Annotated in this window: 20 protein-coding genes; 8 read left to right on the top strand and 12 right to left on the bottom strand. The window is 53.9% G+C overall.

Annotated elements, in window-relative coordinates:
- Positions 1 to 28: 28 nt before the first annotated feature.
- The 7 genes from B2828_RS13025 to B2828_RS13055 all read right to left on the bottom strand — a co-directional run bounded on the left by B2828_RS13025 (position 29) and on the right by B2828_RS13055 (position 8,853).
- A complete protein-coding gene (locus B2828_RS13025; RefSeq protein WP_479634190.1) occupies positions 29 to 1,117 on the bottom strand; it encodes a glycosyltransferase in 1,089 nt (362 codons plus the stop codon).
- Between the two features lie 16 nt (positions 1,118 to 1,133).
- Positions 1,134 to 1,664, bottom strand: coding sequence for a WcaF family extracellular polysaccharide biosynthesis acetyltransferase (locus tag B2828_RS13030; protein WP_479634191.1), 531 nt, complete (start codon positions 1,662 to 1,664; stop codon positions 1,134 to 1,136).
- 323 nt (positions 1,665 to 1,987) lie between these two features.
- On the bottom strand, positions 1,988 to 4,333 hold the full coding sequence (locus B2828_RS13035) for a hypothetical protein (protein WP_479634192.1): 2,346 nt from the start codon (positions 4,331 to 4,333) through the stop codon (positions 1,988 to 1,990).
- A complete protein-coding gene (locus B2828_RS13040; RefSeq protein WP_479634193.1) occupies positions 4,305 to 4,883 on the bottom strand; it encodes a transcription termination/antitermination NusG family protein in 579 nt (192 codons plus the stop codon). The genes B2828_RS13035 and B2828_RS13040 overlap by 29 nt, the downstream gene beginning before the upstream one ends.
- 20 nt (positions 4,884 to 4,903) lie before the next feature.
- Positions 4,904 to 7,000, bottom strand: a complete 2,097-nt coding sequence (locus B2828_RS13045) for a GumC family protein (RefSeq protein ID WP_479634194.1) — start codon at positions 6,998 to 7,000, stop codon at positions 4,904 to 4,906.
- Positions 7,001 to 7,015: 15 nt separating this feature from the next.
- Positions 7,016 to 7,681 (bottom strand): polysaccharide biosynthesis/export family protein, encoded by a 666-nt coding sequence (locus B2828_RS13050; protein WP_479634195.1) that lies wholly within the window; start codon positions 7,679 to 7,681, stop codon positions 7,016 to 7,018.
- Between the two features lie 11 nt (positions 7,682 to 7,692).
- Positions 7,693 to 8,853 carry a hypothetical protein gene (locus B2828_RS13055; RefSeq protein ID WP_479634196.1) on the bottom strand — a complete coding sequence of 387 codons (1,161 nt, stop codon included), beginning with the start codon at positions 8,851 to 8,853 and terminating at the stop codon, positions 7,693 to 7,695.
- A 535-nt stretch (positions 8,854 to 9,388) separates the two neighbouring features.
- Here B2828_RS13055 and B2828_RS13060 point away from each other — a divergent pair.
- Positions 9,389 to 10,111: a hypothetical protein gene (locus tag B2828_RS13060; RefSeq protein ID WP_479634197.1), complete on the top strand. Its 723-nt coding sequence runs from the start codon at positions 9,389 to 9,391 to the stop codon at positions 10,109 to 10,111.
- Between the two features lie 31 nt (positions 10,112 to 10,142).
- On the opposite strand, the gene B2828_RS13065 is transcribed toward B2828_RS13060, so the two are convergent.
- The 5 genes from B2828_RS13065 to B2828_RS13085 form a co-directional block, all read right to left on the bottom strand.
- On the bottom strand, positions 10,143 to 10,544 hold the full coding sequence (locus B2828_RS13065; protein ID WP_479634198.1) for a hypothetical protein: 402 nt from the start codon (positions 10,542 to 10,544) through the stop codon (positions 10,143 to 10,145).
- 12 nt (positions 10,545 to 10,556) lie between these two features.
- Entirely contained in the window at positions 10,557 to 12,272 is a 1,716-nt protein-coding gene (locus B2828_RS13070; RefSeq protein ID WP_479634199.1) for a tetratricopeptide repeat protein, read from the bottom strand.
- A gap of 9 nt (positions 12,273 to 12,281) precedes the next feature.
- Positions 12,282 to 12,839: a hypothetical protein gene (locus B2828_RS13075; RefSeq protein WP_479634200.1), complete on the bottom strand. Its 558-nt coding sequence runs from the start codon at positions 12,837 to 12,839 to the stop codon at positions 12,282 to 12,284.
- Between the two features lie 92 nt (positions 12,840 to 12,931).
- Complete coding sequence (locus B2828_RS13080; RefSeq protein WP_479634201.1) at positions 12,932 to 13,750, bottom strand: flagellin; 819 nt, start codon at positions 13,748 to 13,750, stop codon at positions 12,932 to 12,934.
- Positions 13,751 to 14,003: 253 nt separating this feature from the next.
- Complete coding sequence (locus tag B2828_RS13085) at positions 14,004 to 14,822, bottom strand: flagellin (RefSeq protein WP_479634202.1); 819 nt, start codon at positions 14,820 to 14,822, stop codon at positions 14,004 to 14,006.
- A gap of 214 nt (positions 14,823 to 15,036) precedes the next feature.
- Between B2828_RS13085 and fliD the strand changes: the two genes are divergently transcribed.
- The 7 genes from fliD (at position 15,037) to B2828_RS13120 (ending at position 21,415) form a co-directional block, all read left to right on the top strand.
- A complete protein-coding gene (fliD, locus tag B2828_RS13090; protein ID WP_479634203.1) occupies positions 15,037 to 16,800 on the top strand; it encodes a flagellar filament capping protein FliD in 1,764 nt (587 codons plus the stop codon).
- A gap of 13 nt (positions 16,801 to 16,813) precedes the next feature.
- Entirely contained in the window at positions 16,814 to 17,491 is a 678-nt protein-coding gene (locus B2828_RS13095) for a hypothetical protein (protein ID WP_479634204.1), read from the top strand.
- 193 nt (positions 17,492 to 17,684) lie between these two features.
- Positions 17,685 to 17,894 (top strand): hypothetical protein, encoded by a 210-nt coding sequence (locus B2828_RS13100; protein WP_479634205.1) that lies wholly within the window; start codon positions 17,685 to 17,687, stop codon positions 17,892 to 17,894.
- 3 nt (positions 17,895 to 17,897) lie between these two features.
- The gene (gene fliS / locus B2828_RS13105) at positions 17,898 to 18,299 is read left to right on the top strand and encodes a flagellar export chaperone FliS (protein ID WP_479634206.1); all 402 of its coding nucleotides are present in this window, start codon (positions 17,898 to 17,900) and stop codon (positions 18,297 to 18,299) included.
- Positions 18,296 to 18,673: a hypothetical protein gene (locus tag B2828_RS13110; protein WP_479634207.1), complete on the top strand. Its 378-nt coding sequence runs from the start codon at positions 18,296 to 18,298 to the stop codon at positions 18,671 to 18,673. Before fliS ends, B2828_RS13110 begins: the two co-directional genes overlap by 4 nt.
- 3 nt (positions 18,674 to 18,676) lie before the next feature.
- Positions 18,677 to 19,585: an HD-GYP domain-containing protein gene (locus B2828_RS13115; protein ID WP_479634208.1), complete on the top strand. Its 909-nt coding sequence runs from the start codon at positions 18,677 to 18,679 to the stop codon at positions 19,583 to 19,585.
- Between the two features lie 417 nt (positions 19,586 to 20,002).
- Positions 20,003 to 21,415, top strand: coding sequence for a sigma-54-dependent transcriptional regulator (locus B2828_RS13120; protein ID WP_479634209.1), 1,413 nt, complete (start codon positions 20,003 to 20,005; stop codon positions 21,413 to 21,415).
- Positions 21,416 to 21,418 lie beyond the last annotated feature (3 nt).

Here is a 21,418-nt window from a genome sequence, read left to right on the forward strand (position 1 = left end):
ATGTGGTTAGGTTACGTAGTAGGCTCTGTTACGCTTGAGCTACCAGTTTTCTCCACATTTCAATCGACGCAGCACGAAAAGATTCTGCATCAAAAATTCCCCCTGTCGAAATAGGCATCCTCCCGTTGCTTCGCAAATCGAGGATCCATTTTGCAATCTTTTGTTCCTCTCCAGGAGCGAACACGCCAACATGCCCTAACGCACGCAATTCCGCGGCAATAGCGCCGTCAATCGGACCGATCCAGATCAGCGGACGCTGGAGTGTAAGCAAAAGGCTCAGTTTACTCGGCCAAATAAGACCTTTAGTTTCCGGAACTTGTGACGCCACACAGCAATGGCAGCAAAGCAAAGATTCGTATAATTTTTCCGATGGCACGTAGGGTTTCCATTCACAATGCCTCAGTCCAAGTTCCCGCGCGCGTGCCTGTGCCGCCGGCCACATCGGCCCGCCTCCCTGAAATAGCAAGCGAATATCAGGACATTGTTGTTCGATCAACGCTTGGGTTTGCAATATCGTCTTCCATTCGTGCCCACGTCCAAGATTCCCAGAGTAAATCCAAACCCATGGCGAACTCGGTCTCGCAATATTGTTTTGCACACTAGGAACGGAGTTCACTACCCAAGGCCGAATTATTCTTGCATCTACCCTATATCGCCGAAGTACGTGCGCCATATCTGTATCAAGAACCACCACATGGGTGCACTTTTGGTAACACCTGCTCATCAGCCGCTCAATAGCTGATACAATAACTCCCTGGCGCAGCTTTTTCGACGCAACAACGATCTCCGGATAGACATCCATGATCCAGTGGATCGATTTAGCGCGATAGCGTCTCGCAATCAGGCTCGCAACCACGAGCAAGCATGGAGGGGAAGTTGCCGATATCACAACGTCCGGCCGTCTCCGGAAGATACCGGTGAGCAGGATCCCCGCCAGTGCCTTTGCCTCGCGGAATATGCGTCTCCCTTTGTGTTGGCTGGCATGGTAGTCTCCACGGGTGGCAACAAAGTCCACAGTATGTCCATCGCTCTCCAGGGCTGAGGCAACGTCCTTCAGGAGTAATCCAGTCGGAGCTGGATCAGGCGGGAAATACTGATTTAGGAAGAGAATATGCATCTCCACGTACGCACATCTACGATCCAATTTTGATTGCAGGGTTGCCAATCACCTTGGTCCCTGGCTCTACGTTTCCCAAAACAACACTCCCCGCGCCAACCATACTGTTTGGGCCAATTTCCACACCCATCGCGATAAACGCTTGCGAGGCAATCCAGGAACTCCGCTTGATCCATATTGGTTTCGCAAACACGTCAAATGTGGGCAAATGAAATTTATGTGATCCAGCGCAAAGAAACGCGCGTTGGGAAATACAAACATCCGAATCAATGCGTACTGGCCCGGCGCTGATAATCAGGACCTCCTCTCCGATCCACACGTCATCACCTACGCTCAATCGCCATGGAAATGTAATATGCACATTGGATCGTATCGTCACCCGTTTTCCAATCTGCGCTCCAAACATTCGCAGGAACCACACCCGGATGAAAGAAGGCCACGGTACCGGGTTCAAAAAAAACACACATTTCACCAAAAACCATGAAGCGCTTTTCCACCGATCCGCACCACGATCAAAACCCGCTGTAGTGTATTTTTTAAGCTCCATATCGCGTCCAGTTGGGCGTTTAGGCAAATGCTGCCGCACTTGGTCATTCGCGGGAAATCCCCGGCAAATCCAATCTCAAAGCCTTCGATAAACGGTCCGGAAATGCCTACAAACCTTTGGCGGCTATCCTGTCCAGAAACAGTCTTTGCGCCCCTTAGTTTCGCGATCCTATTTTGAGTTTCGTTGCCTAGCGAGCTTGGATGAACGCAACTTTCATGTCCGTTCGGCAGGCTCTGAAACAGTGAGACCGACTTTACAAGTGCACCTCGATAAATACAACCTGACCGGCGGTTAATGTGATGCCGCTGCCCCCCATCGGGGGACTAGTGAATTCCAGCAAGAACCAGGCATTGCCATGCGTACTTCCACTGTCCAGCCTGGGCCTGAATATTCGCTTCCAAGTAATGAAAATATTTTGGGCAGTCTTGTTGGACGGTCATTTTATGAAGTATTGAGAGTGCAGTGCCAGTGTCCATTTTGTCGATAGCGTCAAGATAGAGGGCATAGCCCGCAGAAAAGTCATTTGGGGATAGAAATATTCTCCGTCTAAGGTCGGGCGCAGCGGTTTGCATCGGTGCAGGAGGCATTGTTGGCGGCTGAAAATATCGCAGGGCAAGCTGATAGGCTCGCTGATAATCACCATTTGTCGCATAAGCCTCGGCCACAAATACCCAGCCAGCCTCCATCCACGCTTCGTGTCGCCCCATTTGTGCGGAAAAATCGGACGGACCACAGCGCAATCTCCAGACATAGAATAGTTCACGCAGCTGTAGCTTTGACAGGGTTTCGAGGCTGGGATCAACAAGAAGAAGTCGACTAAGCGCATCTCGGAATTTTGCCGGGGGCATTTGTAACGCCGCAATCAGAAGGAGTTGGGAATCCCCTGCCGCTGTTTCAATTAGCCCATCCTGAAGATCCGATGGCAGAGAAGACGTAAGTAATCGTCGGTAATAGATGGCGCGAGATGGACCGGCCCGTCGAATCGCTTCCTGCCATGCAGCAAGGGCAAGTGGAGAATTCCTATCTAGCCAAATAAATCCTTCTTCGAAGGGAAGCTCTGGACTCGTTGGATTTAGGAAACGGGCGCGTCGAAAATCCGCCATTGCAGACTCACTATTAGATGAACCAAACACTAGTGATACGGCCCGGTGATAGTAAGGCTGCCACAGGAGAGGAGCCCATCCAATAGCCGCTGTCGATAGACGGGATGCTTTGTCGTACTCCTCGAGGCGTTCCACCCTATCCGCATGTCGATCCGCCAACAGTGCGCCAATCGTCCCAGGAAACGGCACATCGAAAGCTACTGCCGCTATCCAGAGACATCCAATCAGGCAAAAGCTTCCGCCCAATGCTCGAAATAATGTCGGGAGCCACAATGGCGCAATCGCCTCCTTTCTGGCACATAGCGCAAGTGAACTTACAAAGATAATAGGAAAAACAGATCCGATTCGATGTGCGGGTACATCGACGAAACTATGGAGTGCGAAAACGATTACAGCTGAGCCAGCGGCAGCACGCAAACGCCCGTCAGGGCCAATGGTCAACGGCAGGATACGCCGTCCCCACAAGCAAATGCCCGTGATTACAACTAATACGGAGAGCCATCCAGCTTCCGCAGCAAGCCAGAGCCAGTCACTCTCTGGGTGAATAATGGGCAAGTTGACTGAACCCAAAGCTCGATGAGGCGTCAACGCAAAGACACTATCAAAATTTCCAAGCCCGGCTCCGAACCATGGCACAGAATTTGCAAGATCAAATGCATCACTTTGGATTAACCAGCGCCGATCTATTACCCCGTGCCCCCGCCCGCCTACTTCGGAGAGAAATCGTGCAACCGTTGGCCCACCGGTGAACAGAAATCCACCCAGCACGGAAAACAATAGACCCACCCCCACAGCCAGCCATGCGTATTGTTTCCTCGCCACCGCAACGCAACCGAACCAAATGGTACTTCCAAGAAAATAGATGACAATGCCAGCTCTGGCCCCCACCAGGGCAAGCCCCCAATAGAGAATCAAACAACCGCAGAACCAAAAAGGCCAGCTTCGAGAGCCATTTCGGAATTGTTCATACAGCAGGCCTACCGATAGGATCGCCCCAACGGCGAGAACATTGGCGGTCTGGTTGCGATTGGGAAAAGGACCAAAGATTGTTTGGCTAGTATTTCCAAACGGCCAACGACTTCCCGTCAGGAAAATACAAATCGACAGCGCCGCGAGCAGGATGACTCCAGCACAAAAAATCGGCAATGCCGCGCGGCTATCCCATTTACTAGCACCGACACTGACTATGTAACACCAGCTTAACCCCGCAACCAGCAGAACAAAAGCCTCCGCGGTAACCCATGGTTGTGGAGTAAGGCACGGACCGAGATGAAATGAATAGTCTTGTACAGCCGTGACCCTCCACGCGGGAACCGCGAACCAACTCACTGGTAAAAAGTCTGCTGCGACCAGGCAAACCAATGCCGCAAAAACAAGGTTGAACTGCCTTCCCAACGAATATCTCGGCGGAAAAATTAGCAGAACTATTCCAAGAATCAAAAGTATCACGCCTTGGCTCCAGCGTTCCGTAGCGCCACCAAGAAATGCTGGCAATAACGCGAACACCGCGAAAACTCGCGGGCCCAGGAGAGGCTTTTCAATAACGCTTCTGAGAGTCAAGGACATCCACCGTTTCTTTGAATAGATGATGCCGGGCGATGACGACTTCGCGCGCTTCGCCGAGAATATCCAGCAAAATCCGCACGCGATCTAGCGCTGGAAGCGCCTGGGTTACAAGCGTCTTGATTCCCCGGAACGGTCCCTCGGTGATGACGACGCTATCGCCCTCTTCAATCTCCGGAACCACGATCGTATACACAGATTCTCCAGCGATATGACTTCGCAGTTCAGCGATCACGGTATCAGGCACAAACGCTAGTTCGACCCCAAACCGAACGATGCCGCTTACTCCACAGGCATACATAACGGCCTTCTGGCTTAATTCCCGGTCAAATCGGCAAAATAGGTAGCCCGGGAATAGTGCTTCGATAAACCATACGAGACCCCGGCGGGTCATGCGCTGAACCCGGATACGTGGACAATAAACATCCACATCATCCAAAAGGCAAAGGTGCGCGGCGGCTATATGTTCGTGCTTTGGCTGTGAACGAAGGCAATACCAGGGATAACCTGTAACGGATTCTGCTTTTGGTAAGCTTGCAGTGCGAGAGTTCATGAGGTTCGCCTGGACTTCTCTTAGGATTTAATGGGATCGTCGTAATAGGAAGCGCATCGATAGAAATAATCGCTGTCTCCCTCGAATATTGAATCCACTCCATTTAGGACAACACCGGCGGAATTGATTCCGCGACTTTCCAGCAGCTCGTTGACTGACTCTATCCCTCTGGCACGGCTAAAACCAAGCCGAACCACTTTAATGATGCTATCTACCTTAGAGGCTAACACGGCCGTGTCGTCAATGGCAAGCAATGGAGCTCCATCTAGGATGACCCATTCATAGGTGCGGGACGCTTCTTCCAGGAAATCATCAGCGATATTTCCGAGAAAATACTTTCCTGGCTCTGCGCTGACTTTGCCACGCGGAATGACTGCTAGATTGTCGATACCGCAAGTCAAAACCGCGTCCCGCCAGCAAACGACACCCCTCATAATATCGGAAAAGCCAATCTCATTTTTGAGGCCAAAGATGGTATGTTGTATTCCTCGGTACATGTCGGCATCGATTAGCAATGTTTTTGCTCCGTCAGAAGCAAGGATCGCGGCAAGGTGCGATGCAATCGTGGTTTTGCCCTCGCCAGGAACAGCACTTGTTACCAGAATGATTCGCGGGGTGGCACTTCTCCCAGAGCCAAATAGCAGCGATGACCGAATACCCTGGAATGCCTTTGAAATCGGCAGGCTATCCATATGCAAGCCTTCATTATTCTTGTTAGCTATTTTCGGAATATACCCGAGGACGTTTCCCTGGAAGAGCGCATGAAATTCATTCGAAGACACGATTCTGTCATCCAACTTTTCAATAACGAGGAAAATGCCAATCCCGACGATGAGACCAATAGCCAATGCTGTGAAAATCGCTTTTTTGACGCCAGAATTTACTTTAGCGGGTTTTGACGCCATTTCCAAAATGGCCACGCTGCCTTGGTTGATATCTTTATTTACATCCACAGCCTGCATGCTCATAAGCAGGTGCTCGTAAAGGGCTTTCAGGCGGTCCAACTTCGCTTTGATCGAATCATATTGAGCGGTTCTCCCGCTGAGATCCAATGCTTTGGCATTCCACAGATTCCGCTCACTCTTTAAATTCTCAATCTGGAGGCGAATCGACTCTCGTTGGTTGCTCAGTTGTGATTTGCTCTCATCTTGGCAGATTTTGATGAGAATCTCCTGAAGCGTGATCTGGTTACTCAATTGAATAACGATCGGATGCTTTGGCCGCAGGTATTTGGAGAAATCTTCCAGACTCGCCTTTAAGAGCTTAATTTGCTGCTTAGCCTTAAGGTAATCCGCTTGCGCGCTGGAAGAAGAAGATAGCAACACCGCATCGGAATCTGGGGCAGCCGTTCCTTGTTCCGAAGGATCGTTGCGCTGCCGGTTCATATAAGCATCGGCGCTCAGGAGATTGAGAAGTTGATACTCTGTATTGAAGGCAGCTAATTTTTGATCGATACGATTAAGGTAGGCTCCTGTACTGCTGTTTTCAGTTTGAAGAAATGTAATATTATTTACCTTTTGGAAACTTAGCAATTCATCCTCACCGGCTTTGATTTTCTTTTCAAGTGTATCAAGTTGCTCGGAAATCGCAGAGATCGTTGTATCCGACTTCTGCGACTGCATATTCTTTTTTGCATTGATGTATTCCTGCATCACCGTACCTAACAATGCCTGAACGTAGTTCGGCTCAGCGCCAATCGCTTGTAATACAAACAGCGCGGATCGGGGTTTCTGATTTGCGGTAATTTTTACTGGGCAGGGAGTAAGATCCGGCCGTTTGGCCTGGACCGTTGCCTCCGCTTGAGAACGAATCATCTGGCTCTCCATGAGCGAGATTTGAGTGCCAAAAAAATTCCCAACATCTTCGTTATAAACAGCGCTGCCGGGCAACGAAATCTGTCCACTTACCATCATAATCCCTTTGGATTCGAACTCTGGCGCAGCAATTAGATTATGCCATCCCGCATATGCCATGGCGAGACCGATCGTGAGAACCAGCACCCACCAGTGCGTCCACAGGATCCGCTTGTAACGAGGCCATTTAATATGCATCGCCATACGTGACCTGGCGAACTCTACCTTTGGCGATTTATTTTCGTTTGAATCAGTCTGGTTCATGGATATGAGGTGCCGCTAAAAGTTTACGCGGTTTTCCAATACGATAATGACATCGTCCGAGTTAAGAACGGGATCTTCCGAGGCGGTTCCTTCAAATAGAGCTTTCACATCAACGGGGACGGCCTCTTTTCCTTTTCTTATAAGCCGAACATTTTTCCTGTTGGCAAAGTCAGAAAAGCCACCGGCCCTCATAATGGCTTTACTAACGGTAAAGGCTCCAACTTGCGGAATTTCAATCGCGCCCTGATTATGTACGGCCCCAGTAACGTAGATGAATCCGCGCGATTTTTGTGTCACCGAATCAAGACCGACAATGACCGTGGCGCGGTAAAAATAGTCCTTCTCCAGTTCCGCCTTGATTTCCTTTGCAAGCCTAGCGCAACTCTTGCCGGACGCCTTGACACGCCCGATTAGCGGGACCTCGATCTCCCCCGAATCGGTCACGACCAACGGGCGGGCTTCGCTGCGTTCTTCGACCACGCGGTAACTCACCCGGTCCCCCACTGTCAGTTCCCGTTTGGTGTCAAGCGCCTCCATTGAATTGGTCGCGGCGGCTGAGGCAAAAGCAGGCGCAAAGGGGGAGGCATCTCCCTTGGGCGATTGGCTCGCTGTGCCTTGAGCTTGAGCAGACAGGCAAAAGATACCAAACAACACTTCCAACAATGCGAATTTTAGGGTCATAGCTGATTCTTCTAAAAACGATAGGTGATGGTAGCGAACACTCTATTTTGCGTATAGTTCATGTCCGGAAGATCTGAGTCCTTTTTGATAATCTGGTAATCAAGCCCGAGGATTGTCGCCCGGTTCCACTGGTAACTGAAGTGGATACCGACGCCGTAACGATTGAGTGTTTCCTGTTGTATGGAAGGCGAGTCGCTCACATGCTGGTAGAATCCATACAAGCTAATGGGAACGTCTCGAATGACGGAAAGATTAAGGTCATACCGCACGAAGTTCATTGTTTCATAGTTGGAGGTAAGCCCCAGTTGAATTTCGTGTCCGCCAGCTAATGTCTGAGTGCAATAGGAATTCAGACGGTTTGCCAGCATGGCGTTGGCATACCATCCGTTTGCGTTTGAATCATCGCCATTGCCACCGCCGCGGTCGAAGTAGCCGCCTTGAAATCCACCAGCCGTGCGCAATTTTAGGAAGTGACTGATCGTGGTCTCAGAAAACACACCGCCGGAAACTATCGTGGAATCGTTCTGATAGTTCTGGTTGTAATAGCTATACATCACGTTTGTTTCCAAACCGACCGTTGACCGTTCGGTGGTTTTATACGCAATGGAGGTTCGATTTATTTCGGCGTTGCGGTCGAGGTAATCAAACTCGCCTGTAAGCGAAACATAAGTAAAGTGGTCATAAGTGCTCTGGACGACGAGCTCATTCATATCCCACGTGGTGGTCGCGCCAACGGTGTTTTCAAGATGCCCAAAAGCACGAACGTTACTTAGGGCAGGTTGCTCCGTGGGATCATAGCTGATATGGATGAGATCATGAAGATTGATCTTTACGATATCGTTAACATAGATATCGAAGCTTAGGTAAGAATCAGGAGTAACCTCAGGGGTATTGCTTCCATACTGTTTGATATGGGTGAGGTAAGATCTGTAGCCGAGCCCTAGGTTGAAATTCAGGTCATTGACGGGTGTCACCGGCCAGATACCGTGGATACTTAGAAAGGGTTCCAGGATAAGGTCACGTTGGGGATACTGATCGGAAATGTTGGTATTATCATTGTATTCCACGAGGATGGTTGTACTAAGTGAAAAACGCACCGCCCCCAGGCGGAAGTTATAGGGCATGTCCAGATTTCGATTACTTCGAAGCGTCGCAGCCTCAACTCCGGCCATAGATGGGCGACCAGACCCTTGAGACAAGAAATCTTGTGCGGAAGCAGAGATGGCGCATAAGAGGCATATCGCCGCTATTAAAGATTCATGCCTGCATGTTTTTCCGGTGCCGGAAATTATAGCCTTCGAAACTCGGAGGCAATACACCGATGCCGCTGATAGCCGGTCGCGTAAGTTAGTATTAGCCATATGGCTATTCTTTCCCTGTTGAATACGTTACTAATTTCCCCTTTTTGAATTCCGGCATCTGTCGCAGAATATGGAATTCCGAGCGTTGTTACAATCGGGTTGGAAAATGTATTGCTTGTCGGTCCTTTTCTTAGCGTGCCATAGGTGTTTAGTTTGGAACGTTTCGGGAGACGTGAACTCCGGAAGCCTTTTACCAGAGAAAATGGGCGACTGGTGGCCTCAGGAAATTAGCGTGCGAATGCATACCTAATTTTGGTTCGGAAGGGGAGGCGGGCGAAAATTATGTGTCCTCGCTATTAAAAAAATGAAGCAAAAGACTTTTGAATTTCGAAGACTAGGGGACGTTATGAAACTAAACTTAAGATGGCTTGATGTTGCCCAGGCAGTTTCCGACAGCGGATGGCGCGGCTTGCGCTATACCGTGCTTTTTGCCTTGGCCCTGGTGTGGTGTGGCGAAAAAGGAAAAGCAATCGAACACAATACCGTGACGGGGTCGCCGGTCGCACAGGTTCAAGCCAAACTGGGAGGCGGCCCCATCGCGACGGCACAGGCCGATGCGCTGGTCTTGGCGGTCAAACAAGCATGTGCGGCAAATCCAGCAGGGGCGGCGTCCATTCTGTCGGAGACACTCTCTGTGAAACGGCGTGACCAAGTGGCGATCGCCGGGCGGTTGGTTGGCGCTGCGATTGAAGGCCTGGGGCCAGAGGCAGAAGCCGCTATGGTTACCGCACTGGTTCGGATCGGCGTAGAGCTTCAGCCGGATGCCATTGTTGCTATCGTGAAAGCAGCGACAAAGGCAGCTCCTCCATCAATGGGCCGTCTGATCGTAGCGACCGCAATCGCAACGAAGAAGCTTTTGGGAGCGGAAGAGGAAGCCCAACTCCTCGCCGAAGCCAACAGATATGGCGAGGTGGATCCCGAGCTCGATGTTGTGGGCGAGCTTTTTCAAGCTCTGGAGATTACCGGGGGCATTTTGACGATCCCCCCAATCACGCCAACCATTGCTCCGATAACGACTAGTCGTCGCGGGCAAATCATCTCCCCCACCCCCAGCCCCGCAAGTCTATAAGGGGTCAATGCGCGCTGCAATTTTCGACCGCTTATCCGCACTTCCAAACCGCTGACTTTGCAGCCATCTGCTTCCCGTAAATGCGTTGCAAATGACCGAGGGGCGGTTTGGGCGTGATCGGCGGAAGATTGCCGGAAAGGGCGCTTTTTAGGAGCAGTTGCTCGTTTTCGCGGTCGAGCAAAAGGGTTTTCATCACCATCTGCTGCGTTTTGTCGATCAGGGTGCGTTCAGGCTGGGTGCGAGACCCGGGAATGCCGTTGGCTCCGCGAAGTTTTTCCAGCGATGCTTCGATTTGGCAAAGCAGAGCGCGTTTTCGTTCGAGAAAGAGTGCCTCCGGCGCCTTGCCGGTAATTTTGAGGATTTGGTTTTCCTCCAAAATCAGTTCGTAGATGCGCTCGCAAAGAGCAAGGTGGCTTTGCAGAAGGTTTTCCATGTTCAAGGGGGGCTAGAATATGCGGGAGATCCAAGACCGCGACGGAGTGGATTGCGGCGTCGGGGCAGGAGTCGCGCTTGGGCGTGGGGTCGGCTTTCGGCGAGCTTTGGGCTTGGGCGAAGGGGATGGAGCAACAATGGAGGTCTCTAGCGTTCCCATCGAGGGTTGGATGGGCAATTTCAGGGCGTCGGAGATCACCAGAGTTGAAGAAAGGAATGGCTCCCCGCCCCCGGGTTTGGCGTCGGGCGTGGAAGCGGGTTCTGGCGTTACGGCGGGAGAAGGGGCGGCGGAGGGTTCTGGCGTGGGAACTGGCGTCGGGGTGGCCGAGGGAGCCGGAGTGGCAGCTGGTGCGGGTGAAACGGCGGGAACCGCAGTGGCCTGAGGAGGAGCTGGAACGGGAGGCGTGGGCGGAATGGTTAGCGCTGGCGTGGCTGATGGAATGGGCGTTGCGGCGGGGATCGGAGTCCCGGAAGCAGACGGAGTTGAAGCCGATATGGCGGCGGGCTTGGCTTCCGGCAGCGCGGTTATGGAAGGTATTTTAAGGTCCGCAACGTCCGGCGGGGTCAAGAGCGAGGCCATTTGCATCTCCGTCTTTTCCTGCCATTTCAAATAGTTGATCCGCCATTGGGCCATTTGGTTGCAGGCGGTGACGTTCTCGGGAAGGGTTGCGGCATCCTGGTTTTTTTTGTATTCCTGGATAATAAACTGGTAGGCTTCGATGGCGCGGTTGGGCAGGCGCAAACGTTCGAAGCAGATGCCCATTTGGTAAACGACGGGCCATTGCCAATCGGGGGCTTCGCTCAAGGTGGCCAGGGATTGATAGATCGTCAGGGCTTTGAGAAAATCGCCATCTTTATAGAAATCATTGGCGATCTGGTTGCCGGTTTTGCGTTTCCAGAAAATCCAGCTTTCGGGATCTTTGGCCGCGTTAGCTTTTCCGTTGCGCAACAGGTCGAGCGTGTAGGTAAGGGCTTCTTGGGGGCGGTTGGCGGCTTTGAGCGATGATGCCGTGATGTAGCGAACTTCCGGCAGATTAGGGCTGGAGGAGTATTGCTCGATGAACTGCTTCGCGGCGTTGATGACGTCGTCGTATTGGTTAAGGAGAAAGAGGCAGTAGAGCGAGCGGAAGTTGGCGCGTTCCCGATCCTCTGGGGTGAGATCGAGGAGTTTGATGAGGTTAAAGAATTTGTTAGCCTGCTGGTAATCACCGGTGGTGAAGTAGGTTTCGGCGATTTCAAACTGCGCGGTGAGGGTCGCGTTTTTGTAAGGCGATACTTCGCTGCTGCTGATTTTCAGAACGATGTTAAGGACGTTGTAGAAGCGATCGAGAGCGAGTTGGTAGGCGCCGGTTTCGCGATAGAGACGGCCTAGTTTGAGCAGTATCGCGGGCGCTTCGTTATCCCTAGGGAAGAGATGTACGAATTTTTCGTATACCGCGATCGCCTTGGTATAAACGCAAGCTTCTTCGTAGGCTTGGGCCATGATGAGCAGGCCGTCGCGCTTGTCGCTATCGGGTGCAGGGACGTTGAGCATCCGCTCAAAAAATCCCTCGGCAAGGGAAAGGTTATGGTTTGCGACGGCTTTCCGGGCCAGCTTGAGGTAGCTCAGAACGGCATCGCGCGCAGCTTTGGCTTGGTCGAGCTCGGCTCGCGGCGCGGGGCTGGGCGTTGGCTGCTGGGCCAAGGCACCGCCAGCGGCAAACAAGAGGATGAGAACGATAGGCTTCATTCAGATCCGCTAGTTTTGCCGATAGGTGGCTTTGCTGCCACCCGGTTTACCGGATTGCTGGGTGGACGGTGGTTGCGCGGGTTCGAAGACTGGCTCCAGAAATTTTTTGCGCGCTTTCGGGATGTTGTAGGGATTTTTGAAAATATTGACGACTTCGGCCGGGTATCGAGTGAGATCGAGGGCCTCGCCCTGCGGAACGGGTTGCGCATTTTCGGGAGGCGGAAAGGCGGGCACTGGCTCCTGAATGGGCGGGACGGGCAAAGGCTCCGGCGTGTGCCGGGCCTCGGGCGTGGGCGATGACGAGGGGCTCGGGGTGGCAAGCGGCGTGGGCGTCGGGGTGGGTTTGGGGACGCGGGGCGGATTGGGGCGCACCCCATCGGAGCAGCTCCACTCAAAGCGCAAGGGCACGGGGGCTCCGTTTTCCAGGTAGGCGACGGGGATGAAAATATACGGTGTGGTTTTACTTTGCCGGAATTCACGCCGGGGCGCGGGAGCCGAGGGCCCTGAGTCTCCGGCCCAGACGCTCAGCGCAAGCATCCAAAAAAGTACGGCGTAGATTTTCGACATGCGCGAGTGCAAAGCAATTTCCTTACCACATTGGAAAAAGGAAAAGGCTCTCCCGGTTTTCCAGGAGAGCCTCCCCTAAACAAAGCTTAGGTTTATTGCAGCAGTTTCATGGCAACCTGCGTGCTGGAGTTTGCCTGAGACAGCATCGACGCACCCGATTGGACGAGGATGTTGTTCTTGGCCATCTGCGTGGACTCCTGGGCCACGTCAACGTCGGCAATGCGGCTGTTGGCGGCTTCGAGGTTGGTCTTGTTCGTGGAGAGCAAGTCACTGGCGAAGCCGAGATTGCTCGACTCGGCACCGTTCTGAGCGCGCATCGCGGCGACATCGGTGATGGCTTGGGTGATGTCCGTCGTGCCACCGCCGGAGAGCTTCAAATCGCCCAGGCTGGCCGCGCCTGTGACCCCCGCGGTCTTGGTCGCAAGATCAGACTGGCTGACAGTCTGTGTGAGCGAGCCGTCCTCCGAGGTGGAGACTGTTAAGCCGTCCGTGCTGGTGCTGAACAGATCAACGCCGTTGAACTTGCCGCTGGAGATATCGGTCAACTGCGACTTTAGAGCGGTGAACTCCTTGTCGTAGTTGGCGGTATCTGCCGTGGATTTCGTGACGTCCGAGAAGAGCGTCTTGAGTTCCGAGACACGGTCAAGCACCTTCGCCGCGGTCTGCAACGCGCCGTCCTGTGTTTGCAGGAAGGAGGTTGCGTTGGCGATGTTGTTGTTGGCCGTTTCCGTGCGCTTGATGGCCGACTGCATCCGCATGGACACGGCCAAGCCACCTGCATCATCCGACGGGCTGACGATTTTGGAACCGCTGGAGAGACGCTGGAGGCTCTTTTGGAGCGCGGCATTGCTCTTGTCGAGGTTCTGCGCGGCGTTGTTCGCCGTGGTGTTGGTATTGATTACTACTGACATATTTGCCTTTCTTGGTTGAGTGCGGCGTCCGTGCCGCGACGGGCCATTTTTCTAGAGTGGCTGACCTCACCCGCAGGAAATCGTAGACTCCCGCATGGGTTATAATCGGCAGCCCTTCCTTTTTCTTTAGCGCTTTTCTCAAAAATATTTCGCCCCCTCAGAACAACGCCCGGCCCGGCGTCATCACAAAAAAAGAGCCCTCCCGATTTCTCGGAAGGGCTCTTTGGCTCTACTCAGTAGTTGTTATTATTGCCTAGCTCTGGAGGAGCTTGAGGGCGACCTGCGCACTCTGGTTGGCCTGGGAAAGCATCGAGGTGCTGGATTGCACCAGGATATTGTTGCGGGCCAGTTGCGTGGCTTCCTGGGCCACATCGACATCGATGATGCGGCTGTTGGCGGCTTCCAAATTGGTCTTGTTGGTGGAGAGCATGTCGCTGGCGAAGTTGAGGTTGCTCGCCTCCGCACCATTCTGAGCGCGGGAAGCCGCGACGGCCGTGGTGGAATCGATCAGATCTTGCACGGTGATATCGCCAAGGCTGTTGGCACTCGTGATCGTGGTATTCTCGGTATCGAGCGCGGACTGGGAGATCGTCGCCGTCTGGCCGCCGTCTTCCGTGGTCAGAACCGTCAGCGAGGTGTCGCCCGTGGCACCGGTCGCGGCAAAGAGATTTACGCCGTTGAACTGGGCGCTGCTCAAATCGCCAAGCTGGGTTTTCAGCGCGGTGAATTCCTTGTCGTAGTTGGCCTTGTCGGTGGTGGACTTGGTAATATCGGTGTAGAGCGTCTTGAGTTCCGACATCCGGTCGAGGATCTTCGACGCAGTTTGCAGCGCGCCGTCCTGGGTTTGCAGGAACGAGACCGCGTTGGAAATGTTCGTGTTCGTCGCCGCCGTGCGTTTGATGGCGGACTGCATCCGCATCGAAACCGCGAGGCCGCCCGCGTCATCGGCCGGGTTGACAATCTTGGAGCCGCTGGAGAGCCGTTCCAGGCTCTTCTGGAGGGCGTCGTTGTTGTGGCTGAGGTTGAGAGCCGCGTTCGTCGCCGCGGTGTTGGTGTTGATGAGTACTGACATTGATTTGCCTTTCTTGGAGTTTGCGAGTCCGTATCGCGTCGGGCCACTTTGAATCGGGTGTCTGACCTCACCCACCAGGGCTGTTCGCCCCGACACCTATTTCATTCGGCCAAACGGAAAATTCGTTTAGCGGATTTTTTAAACATTCTGCGGCGCGCCGGTTTTTCAGATGGGCATGCGACCTGCTTAGAAGAGCCCGCCCTTTTTTACCTCTATGTCCGGCATTCAAACCTCAGGCCTCGCTTCGGGAATGGACTGGAAGACCACGGTCGACCAGCTCATCGCCGCGGATTCCACGCCGGTAAACAATGCCAAGGCCCAAAAAACGACCAACACGACCAAGCTGAACGCACTCACCGCGCTCCAGGATGATCTCTCGGCACTGCAAACCTCCGTCAAGGCCCTGGACGATGGAGACAGTTTTGCCCAGCGAGCGGCAAAATTTGCCGATTCCGGAAGCACCTGGTCGGCAACGGCCTCGGCGGGAACTGAAACCGGCGATTACGTTTTCAACGTCAGCCAACTGGCCACCAAGGCCGCGCGCACCGGTTCAGCCAGCCTGGGCGCGCCGATCAGCTCCACCAATACCGTCACCAACGTAACGCTGGCAACGATGAACCTCGGAACGGCCATCACAGCAGGCAATTTTTCCATCAACGGAGTAAAGATCGACGTCGCCGTCACCGATTCCCTTTCCAGCGTTTTTCAAAGAATCTCGGACAAAACCAGCGGCGCGGTCACCGCATCCTACGATGCCAAAACCGATACCATCAGCCTGAAGAGCACCAGCGCCATCACCGTGGGAAGCGCCGGAGACACGAGCAATTTTCTCACCGCGCTCAAGCTTTACAACAGCACCGCGTCCGGAACATCCAGCTCGGGCTACACACTGCAAACCCAAGGCAAACTGGGCGTTCCCGTTCTCACCGCAACCCTGGAGAACGCGAAACTCAAGACAGCAATCTCCGCGGTGGACCTCAAGGGCAACGGGAGCTTTTCCATCAACGGCGTCACGATTAATTTCAACGCCAAGACCGACAGCATTCAGGCCGTCATCGGCCGAATCAACGCCTCCAGCGCCGGAGTGCTGGCCGCCTACGACCGCGCCAACGACCAATTCACGCTCACCAACAAAACCACCGGCAATGTCGGGTTGAATGTCAGCGAGAGCACCGGCGGGGTGCTTGAAGCACTCGGGCTCAATGCCACAGCCACTCCCACCAGCGGTCAGAACGCCAAGTTTACCATCAACGGCAGCAGTTCCATTATAAGCACCAGCAACACCTTCGGCTCCGATGTAACGGGGATCACGGGGCTTTCCGTCACTGCCGCCACGGCAGGCAGCCAGACCGTGAACGTCTCCAGCGACAACACGGCGCTGACCACCAAGCTCAACGACTTCATCGAAAAATACAACACGGTGCAGGACTACCTCTCGCAACAGACCAAAATCTCCACCAACAGCGATGGCAGCGTCAGCACCTCAACGCTTTCCGGCAACCTCGACATCAGCGCCATCGGCAGCAAACTGCGCAACCTTGTATTCCACTCCGCAAGCGGCTTGTCGGGCTCAATCAAGCGCCTTGCGGATATCGGCATCGACTTTCAGAGCAGCAGCTCCGATCTGCAAATCGCCGATTCCACCAAGCTCGAAAACGCGTTGAACACCAACGCATCGGACGTAGCCACCCTCTTCACCAATAGTACCGACGGCCTCGCAACCGCGCTCAGTGCCTACGTCAATAAAATCACAGGCTATGGCGGCACCCTCTCCTCGGAAACCGCCGCCCTCAACAAACAGAACACCGACTTGGACAAACAGATCGAACGCCTCAACTCCCAACTCGACGCCGAGCGCACCCGCTTAACAAACTCCTTCGTGCAAATGGAATCCGCGCAAAGCAGCCTGAAAAGCGAATTGCAATCCCTACAGAGCACCTTTGGCACCTCCTCGTCCGCCTCCTCCACGGTCGCCTAGAGTCTTCCTTTTCATGAAACCGTCCTCCTCCCTCCGCCGCCTTGCGCAATGGCTGCTCTGCCTAGCCGGGGCGCTTTCGGTCTTCGGATGCACCTGCTGCTGGCGGCGCGTCGTCACCCTGCCGCTGCCGAGTTATCACGACCTCCAGCCGGGCATCCCCATCCGCCGAGTGGCCATGCTGCCCTTTTATTACGAGCGGGAAGACGGCAGCCCCGCAACACAAATCGACGCCGCATTCCATGAGGAACTCGGCAAAACCGCCCTCTTCGAAATCGTATGGATCGACCGCGCGCAGTTGAAAGCATGGACCGGCCGCGGCCAGATTTCCTCCGCTGAAAACCTCCCTGCCAACCTGCTCCTCACCGTGGCCGCGCAAACCGGCGCCAACGCCGTGCTATTCACCGACGTCACGCACTACTTCCCCTACCAGCCAATTTCCATCGGGGTCCGCAGCAAACTCGTCGATATCCGCACCGGCGGCATCCGTTGGGCCTTCGATCACCTTTTCGATTCCGGCAACCCCGCGATTGCCCAGGCCACCCGCTGCTTCTACATGACCCAGATCCAAACCAACCTCCCCATCGGCAACGACGGCGGCGCGGTCCTCCAGAGCCCCCGGAAATTCGCAGGCTACGCCGCTTGGGAAACCTACCGGAGCCTCATCAACAAACCAATCCCCGTCCCCCAGTAAAAAGCCCGGCCTTTTCCTCATTCCATTCCAGCCACGACACTTCGTCTCGAAAAAAAACACTAAACTGGTCCCGCATCCCGCCGATATAGGGAAACAATAAACAACGAGTATCGCCAATCATCCAATGAACATTCAAAGCGTTAGACCAGAAATCGTGGTGGGAGCCGCGAACTCAAAACCAGGGACCAAAAGTGTGGACAATGATACGCAGACCTCCAGGACGGTCAGCGACAGCTATCTGCCGGAACAAAACGAGGACCTCCTGGAGGCCCTCCGGAATCAACCCAACGTGCGCCCCGAGGTGCTGGAACGAGCCAAACAGCTCGTAGCCGACTCCGGCTATCCGCCCAAAGACGTGATCGAATCCATAGCCGACACCTTCCTAACCAGCGCGGGGAAATAAACCATGCAACTCGCGCGATTCGCCAAATCGTATCAAACCGCCGCCATCAACACCGCTACACCCGGCCAGTTGATCCTGATGCTCTTCGACGGCGCACTCCGGTTCATGGCCACCGCCCAAGCCGGTTTCCAAATCGAAGACTTCATGAAGCGCAATGAGACCATCCACAATAACATCGTCCGCGCGCAAGACATCCTCAGAGAATTGCAGGCCAGCCTGGACATGAAAATCAAAGGCGACTTTTCGCCCCGAATGTACGCTTTGTACGATTTTATGATCACCCAACTGCACCAGGGGAACCTGAAAAAAGATCCCGCGCCCATCGCGGTCGTCAGCGACCTGCTGGGGCAAATCCGCGACGCCTGGGCCGAAATGCTGGATAAATCGGCAGTGCAAGTCGCATGACAGCGCCCCCCCCAGAACCGGAATTCTGGCGCCTCTTCGCCAGTTACGAAGACCTGACGCAACACCAGCACACCGCGATCAGGGAAGGGAATTTTGTCCTCGTAGAGACCCTTCACGCCACCAAGACCGCCATTCTTAACGCCATGGCACAGATCAACGCCAGCGCGGGCCGGATCAGCGATCATCCCTCGCTCCAGGTCCGCCTGGAAGCATTGAAGGCAATGGTGCAGCGGAACATCGAGCTCACTAACGAAAAGCTTCAGGAGACGCAGCGCACCGCCCGCAGGCTCGAATCCGCATCCAAACGCCTGAAGGCAGTGGAACACGTCTACCACAACGGCACCAAGGCCGAAACCCTCCGCATCCACGGTTGATCCATGTCCGAAACATCCCCCGACAACTCCAGTTCCCCAGATTTCGCCCTCTTGGAGGCAAGAGCGGCCGACCTCCGCGCCCAGCTTTACCAAAAAGAGGAAGAACTCAAAACACGAGTGGAGGCCATGGTCATTGCCACCGCCGAGATTAAAAAACTGCGCGATGCCCTGGACTCCACCTTCGAGCAGTCCACCAGATTCTGCTACCAGTTGCTCAACGCCTTCGATCCCCTGCTGGGCGACCAAGCCCGCGCCGTCGTGGATATCTGCGCCCGAATGGCCAAAAGCCGGTATTTTCCCCCCGAGGAAAAGGCTTCCTTCCTCAGCGCGGCCTGGCTGCACGACCTAGGCCTCATCAATTATCCGCGCAGCCTCCTACACCGGATGCATAGCGACCCGGCATCCCTCAGCGACGACGAACAAAAAGCCTTCCGCCACCACCCAGCCCGGGGCCAACAGTTGGTCTTCTTTGCCGACAATATGCGGCGTGTTGGCGAAATCATCCGCGCCCATCATGAACGCTTTGACGGTCACGGCTATCCCGACGGTTTCGCCGGAGAAACCATCCCCTGGCCCGCACGCTGCCTCGCGATCGCCGTATTTTTCGTAGACTGCAACCTGCCCAAGGAACAAGCGCTCGAAACCATTCAAAACCAGGCTGGAAGCGCCTTCGATCCCGAAGCCGTCCGACTATTTTTCCAAATGACTCAGGCCGGAAGCCTCCCCCTCCGGGTTCGGGAAGTCATGGCGGACGACCTCGCCCCCGGGATGCGCCTAGCCAACGCCATTAGCAACACCGCTGGCCTGCTGCTATTTCCAGAAGGAATGGAACTGACCGAAGCCGTCATCGCCAAGATCAGAAATCACAACATGCTCTGCTCCGTAACGCAACGGTTCCTGGTATTCAGCTGAAATCCTCATCCCATCCATTCGAAAAAACCACCGAAGCAAGCTATTTTTTATATTACTAAATATATCTTTGAGCACACTTACTCCGCGATCTACATTAATTTTCTAGATAATATAGTATTCCTCCGCTTCCGCAGAGCTCTACTTACCCAAGCTACCGCACCGCAACCCTCTTTCCATCGTACTTTGCTGGCGTTTGCCACACTACAAAAACAGCCTGAATACCCCCCCATTTTCCACAACTGAGATATATTACTAACAAAAAGCCGTATAAAAACGTATTGTCAGTCCAACAGGTTATAATATAGAAGTTCTAATATTCAGTATTTATATATGATATGTGTACAACATGCTTGCAGTGAGAAAGTTTAAACATCGCATTTTTCCCAATAATATTTTATCTCCCCTGAAGCATGGAGTATGCCGTTCGACCGCATTTTAATTGTTGACGACCAAGCGATTATCCGCAAAAGCATGGCGGACGCTCTTCGAGCCAAACGACATTCCGTAATACTCGCTGGTACCATTTCCGAAGCGGAAAGGCAGATCCAGCGTGGCAAGATCAACGTCATGTTTCTTGACGTCAGGCTACCCGATGGGGACGGTATTGAGCTGCTACAGAAGCTATCGAACATGCCGGATCGCCCTCTAGTCATCATGATGAGCGGCGAAGTAAACATCGAAAGCGCCGTCGAATGCATGCGTTTAGGAGCATTCGATTTCCTCATCAAGCCATTTACCATCGAGCAGGTCGAAGGCACCTTCAAAAAAGCGCAAATGCTCTCGCGCATCATGAAGGTGAACCGCAACTTGAGCAACGACGTCAGCAAGAGCCTCAACCTCCTGGGCGAAAGCCCGGCGATGCTCAAACTCAAGCAACTCATCCATAAAGTAGCCCCCACGGAAGCCACCGTCCTGGTATCCGGTGAAAACGGCACCGGCAAGGAACTGGTCGCACAGGATATTTACAACCTCAGTTCCCGGGCCGACGCCCCCTTCATCAAAATCAACTGCGCGGCCGTTTCAGAAACGCTGATGGAGAGCGAATTTTTTGGCCACGAAAAAGGAGCCTTCACCGGAGCGTTGGAACGCCGCATCGGTCGGTTTGAAATGGCCGACGGAGGAACCCTTCTCCTTGATGAAATCAGCGAAATTCCGCCCAGGCTCCAAGCCAAGCTCCTCCGCGTACTGCAAGAGCGCGAATTCGAGCGCGTGGGCGGCACCAAGACCGTTAAAGTGGACGTCCGAATCATCGCCACCACCAATCGCAACATGAAGCAAGCGATGGCCAACGGCGACTTTCGCGAGGACCTTTACTATCGCCTGAACGTCTTCCCCGTCCACATCGTCCCACTGCGTGAACGGAAAGAAGACATTCCAAAGCTGGCGGAGCATTTTCTTTACACCTCCTGCAAGCGCTACAATCGGAATATTCCTGGCTTCGCTCTGGAAACCCTCGATGCCATGATACAATGGCCGTGGAAGGGCAACGTCCGCGAACTCCAAAACTGCATCGAGCGCGCCGTCATTCTCTCCCCGGAAGAGGACCCCATTTTGCCGGAAGCGCTCGGATTCATCATCTCGAATTCCGTGCATGCGCCAGCCAAGGCCGCCGCGCCCGTCGAAGTCAAATCCACCGAATCCAAGCCCGAGCCCATCCTATCCTCGCTGGATGAACTGGAAAAGCGCCACATTCTTCATGCATTGACGCTGACAAAAGGCAACCGGAGCCACGCTGCGGGAATACTTAAAATCAGCATCCGCACCCTTCGGAACAAGCTCAACGAGTACAACTATAGAGAGCCCAAGGCCACCTCGGTCCCGTGCCATTAGGCC

Source organism: Spartobacteria bacterium UBA695, from assembly GCA_002298145.1.
Lineage (GTDB): Bacteria > Verrucomicrobiota > Verrucomicrobiia > Chthoniobacterales > Chthoniobacteraceae > UBA695.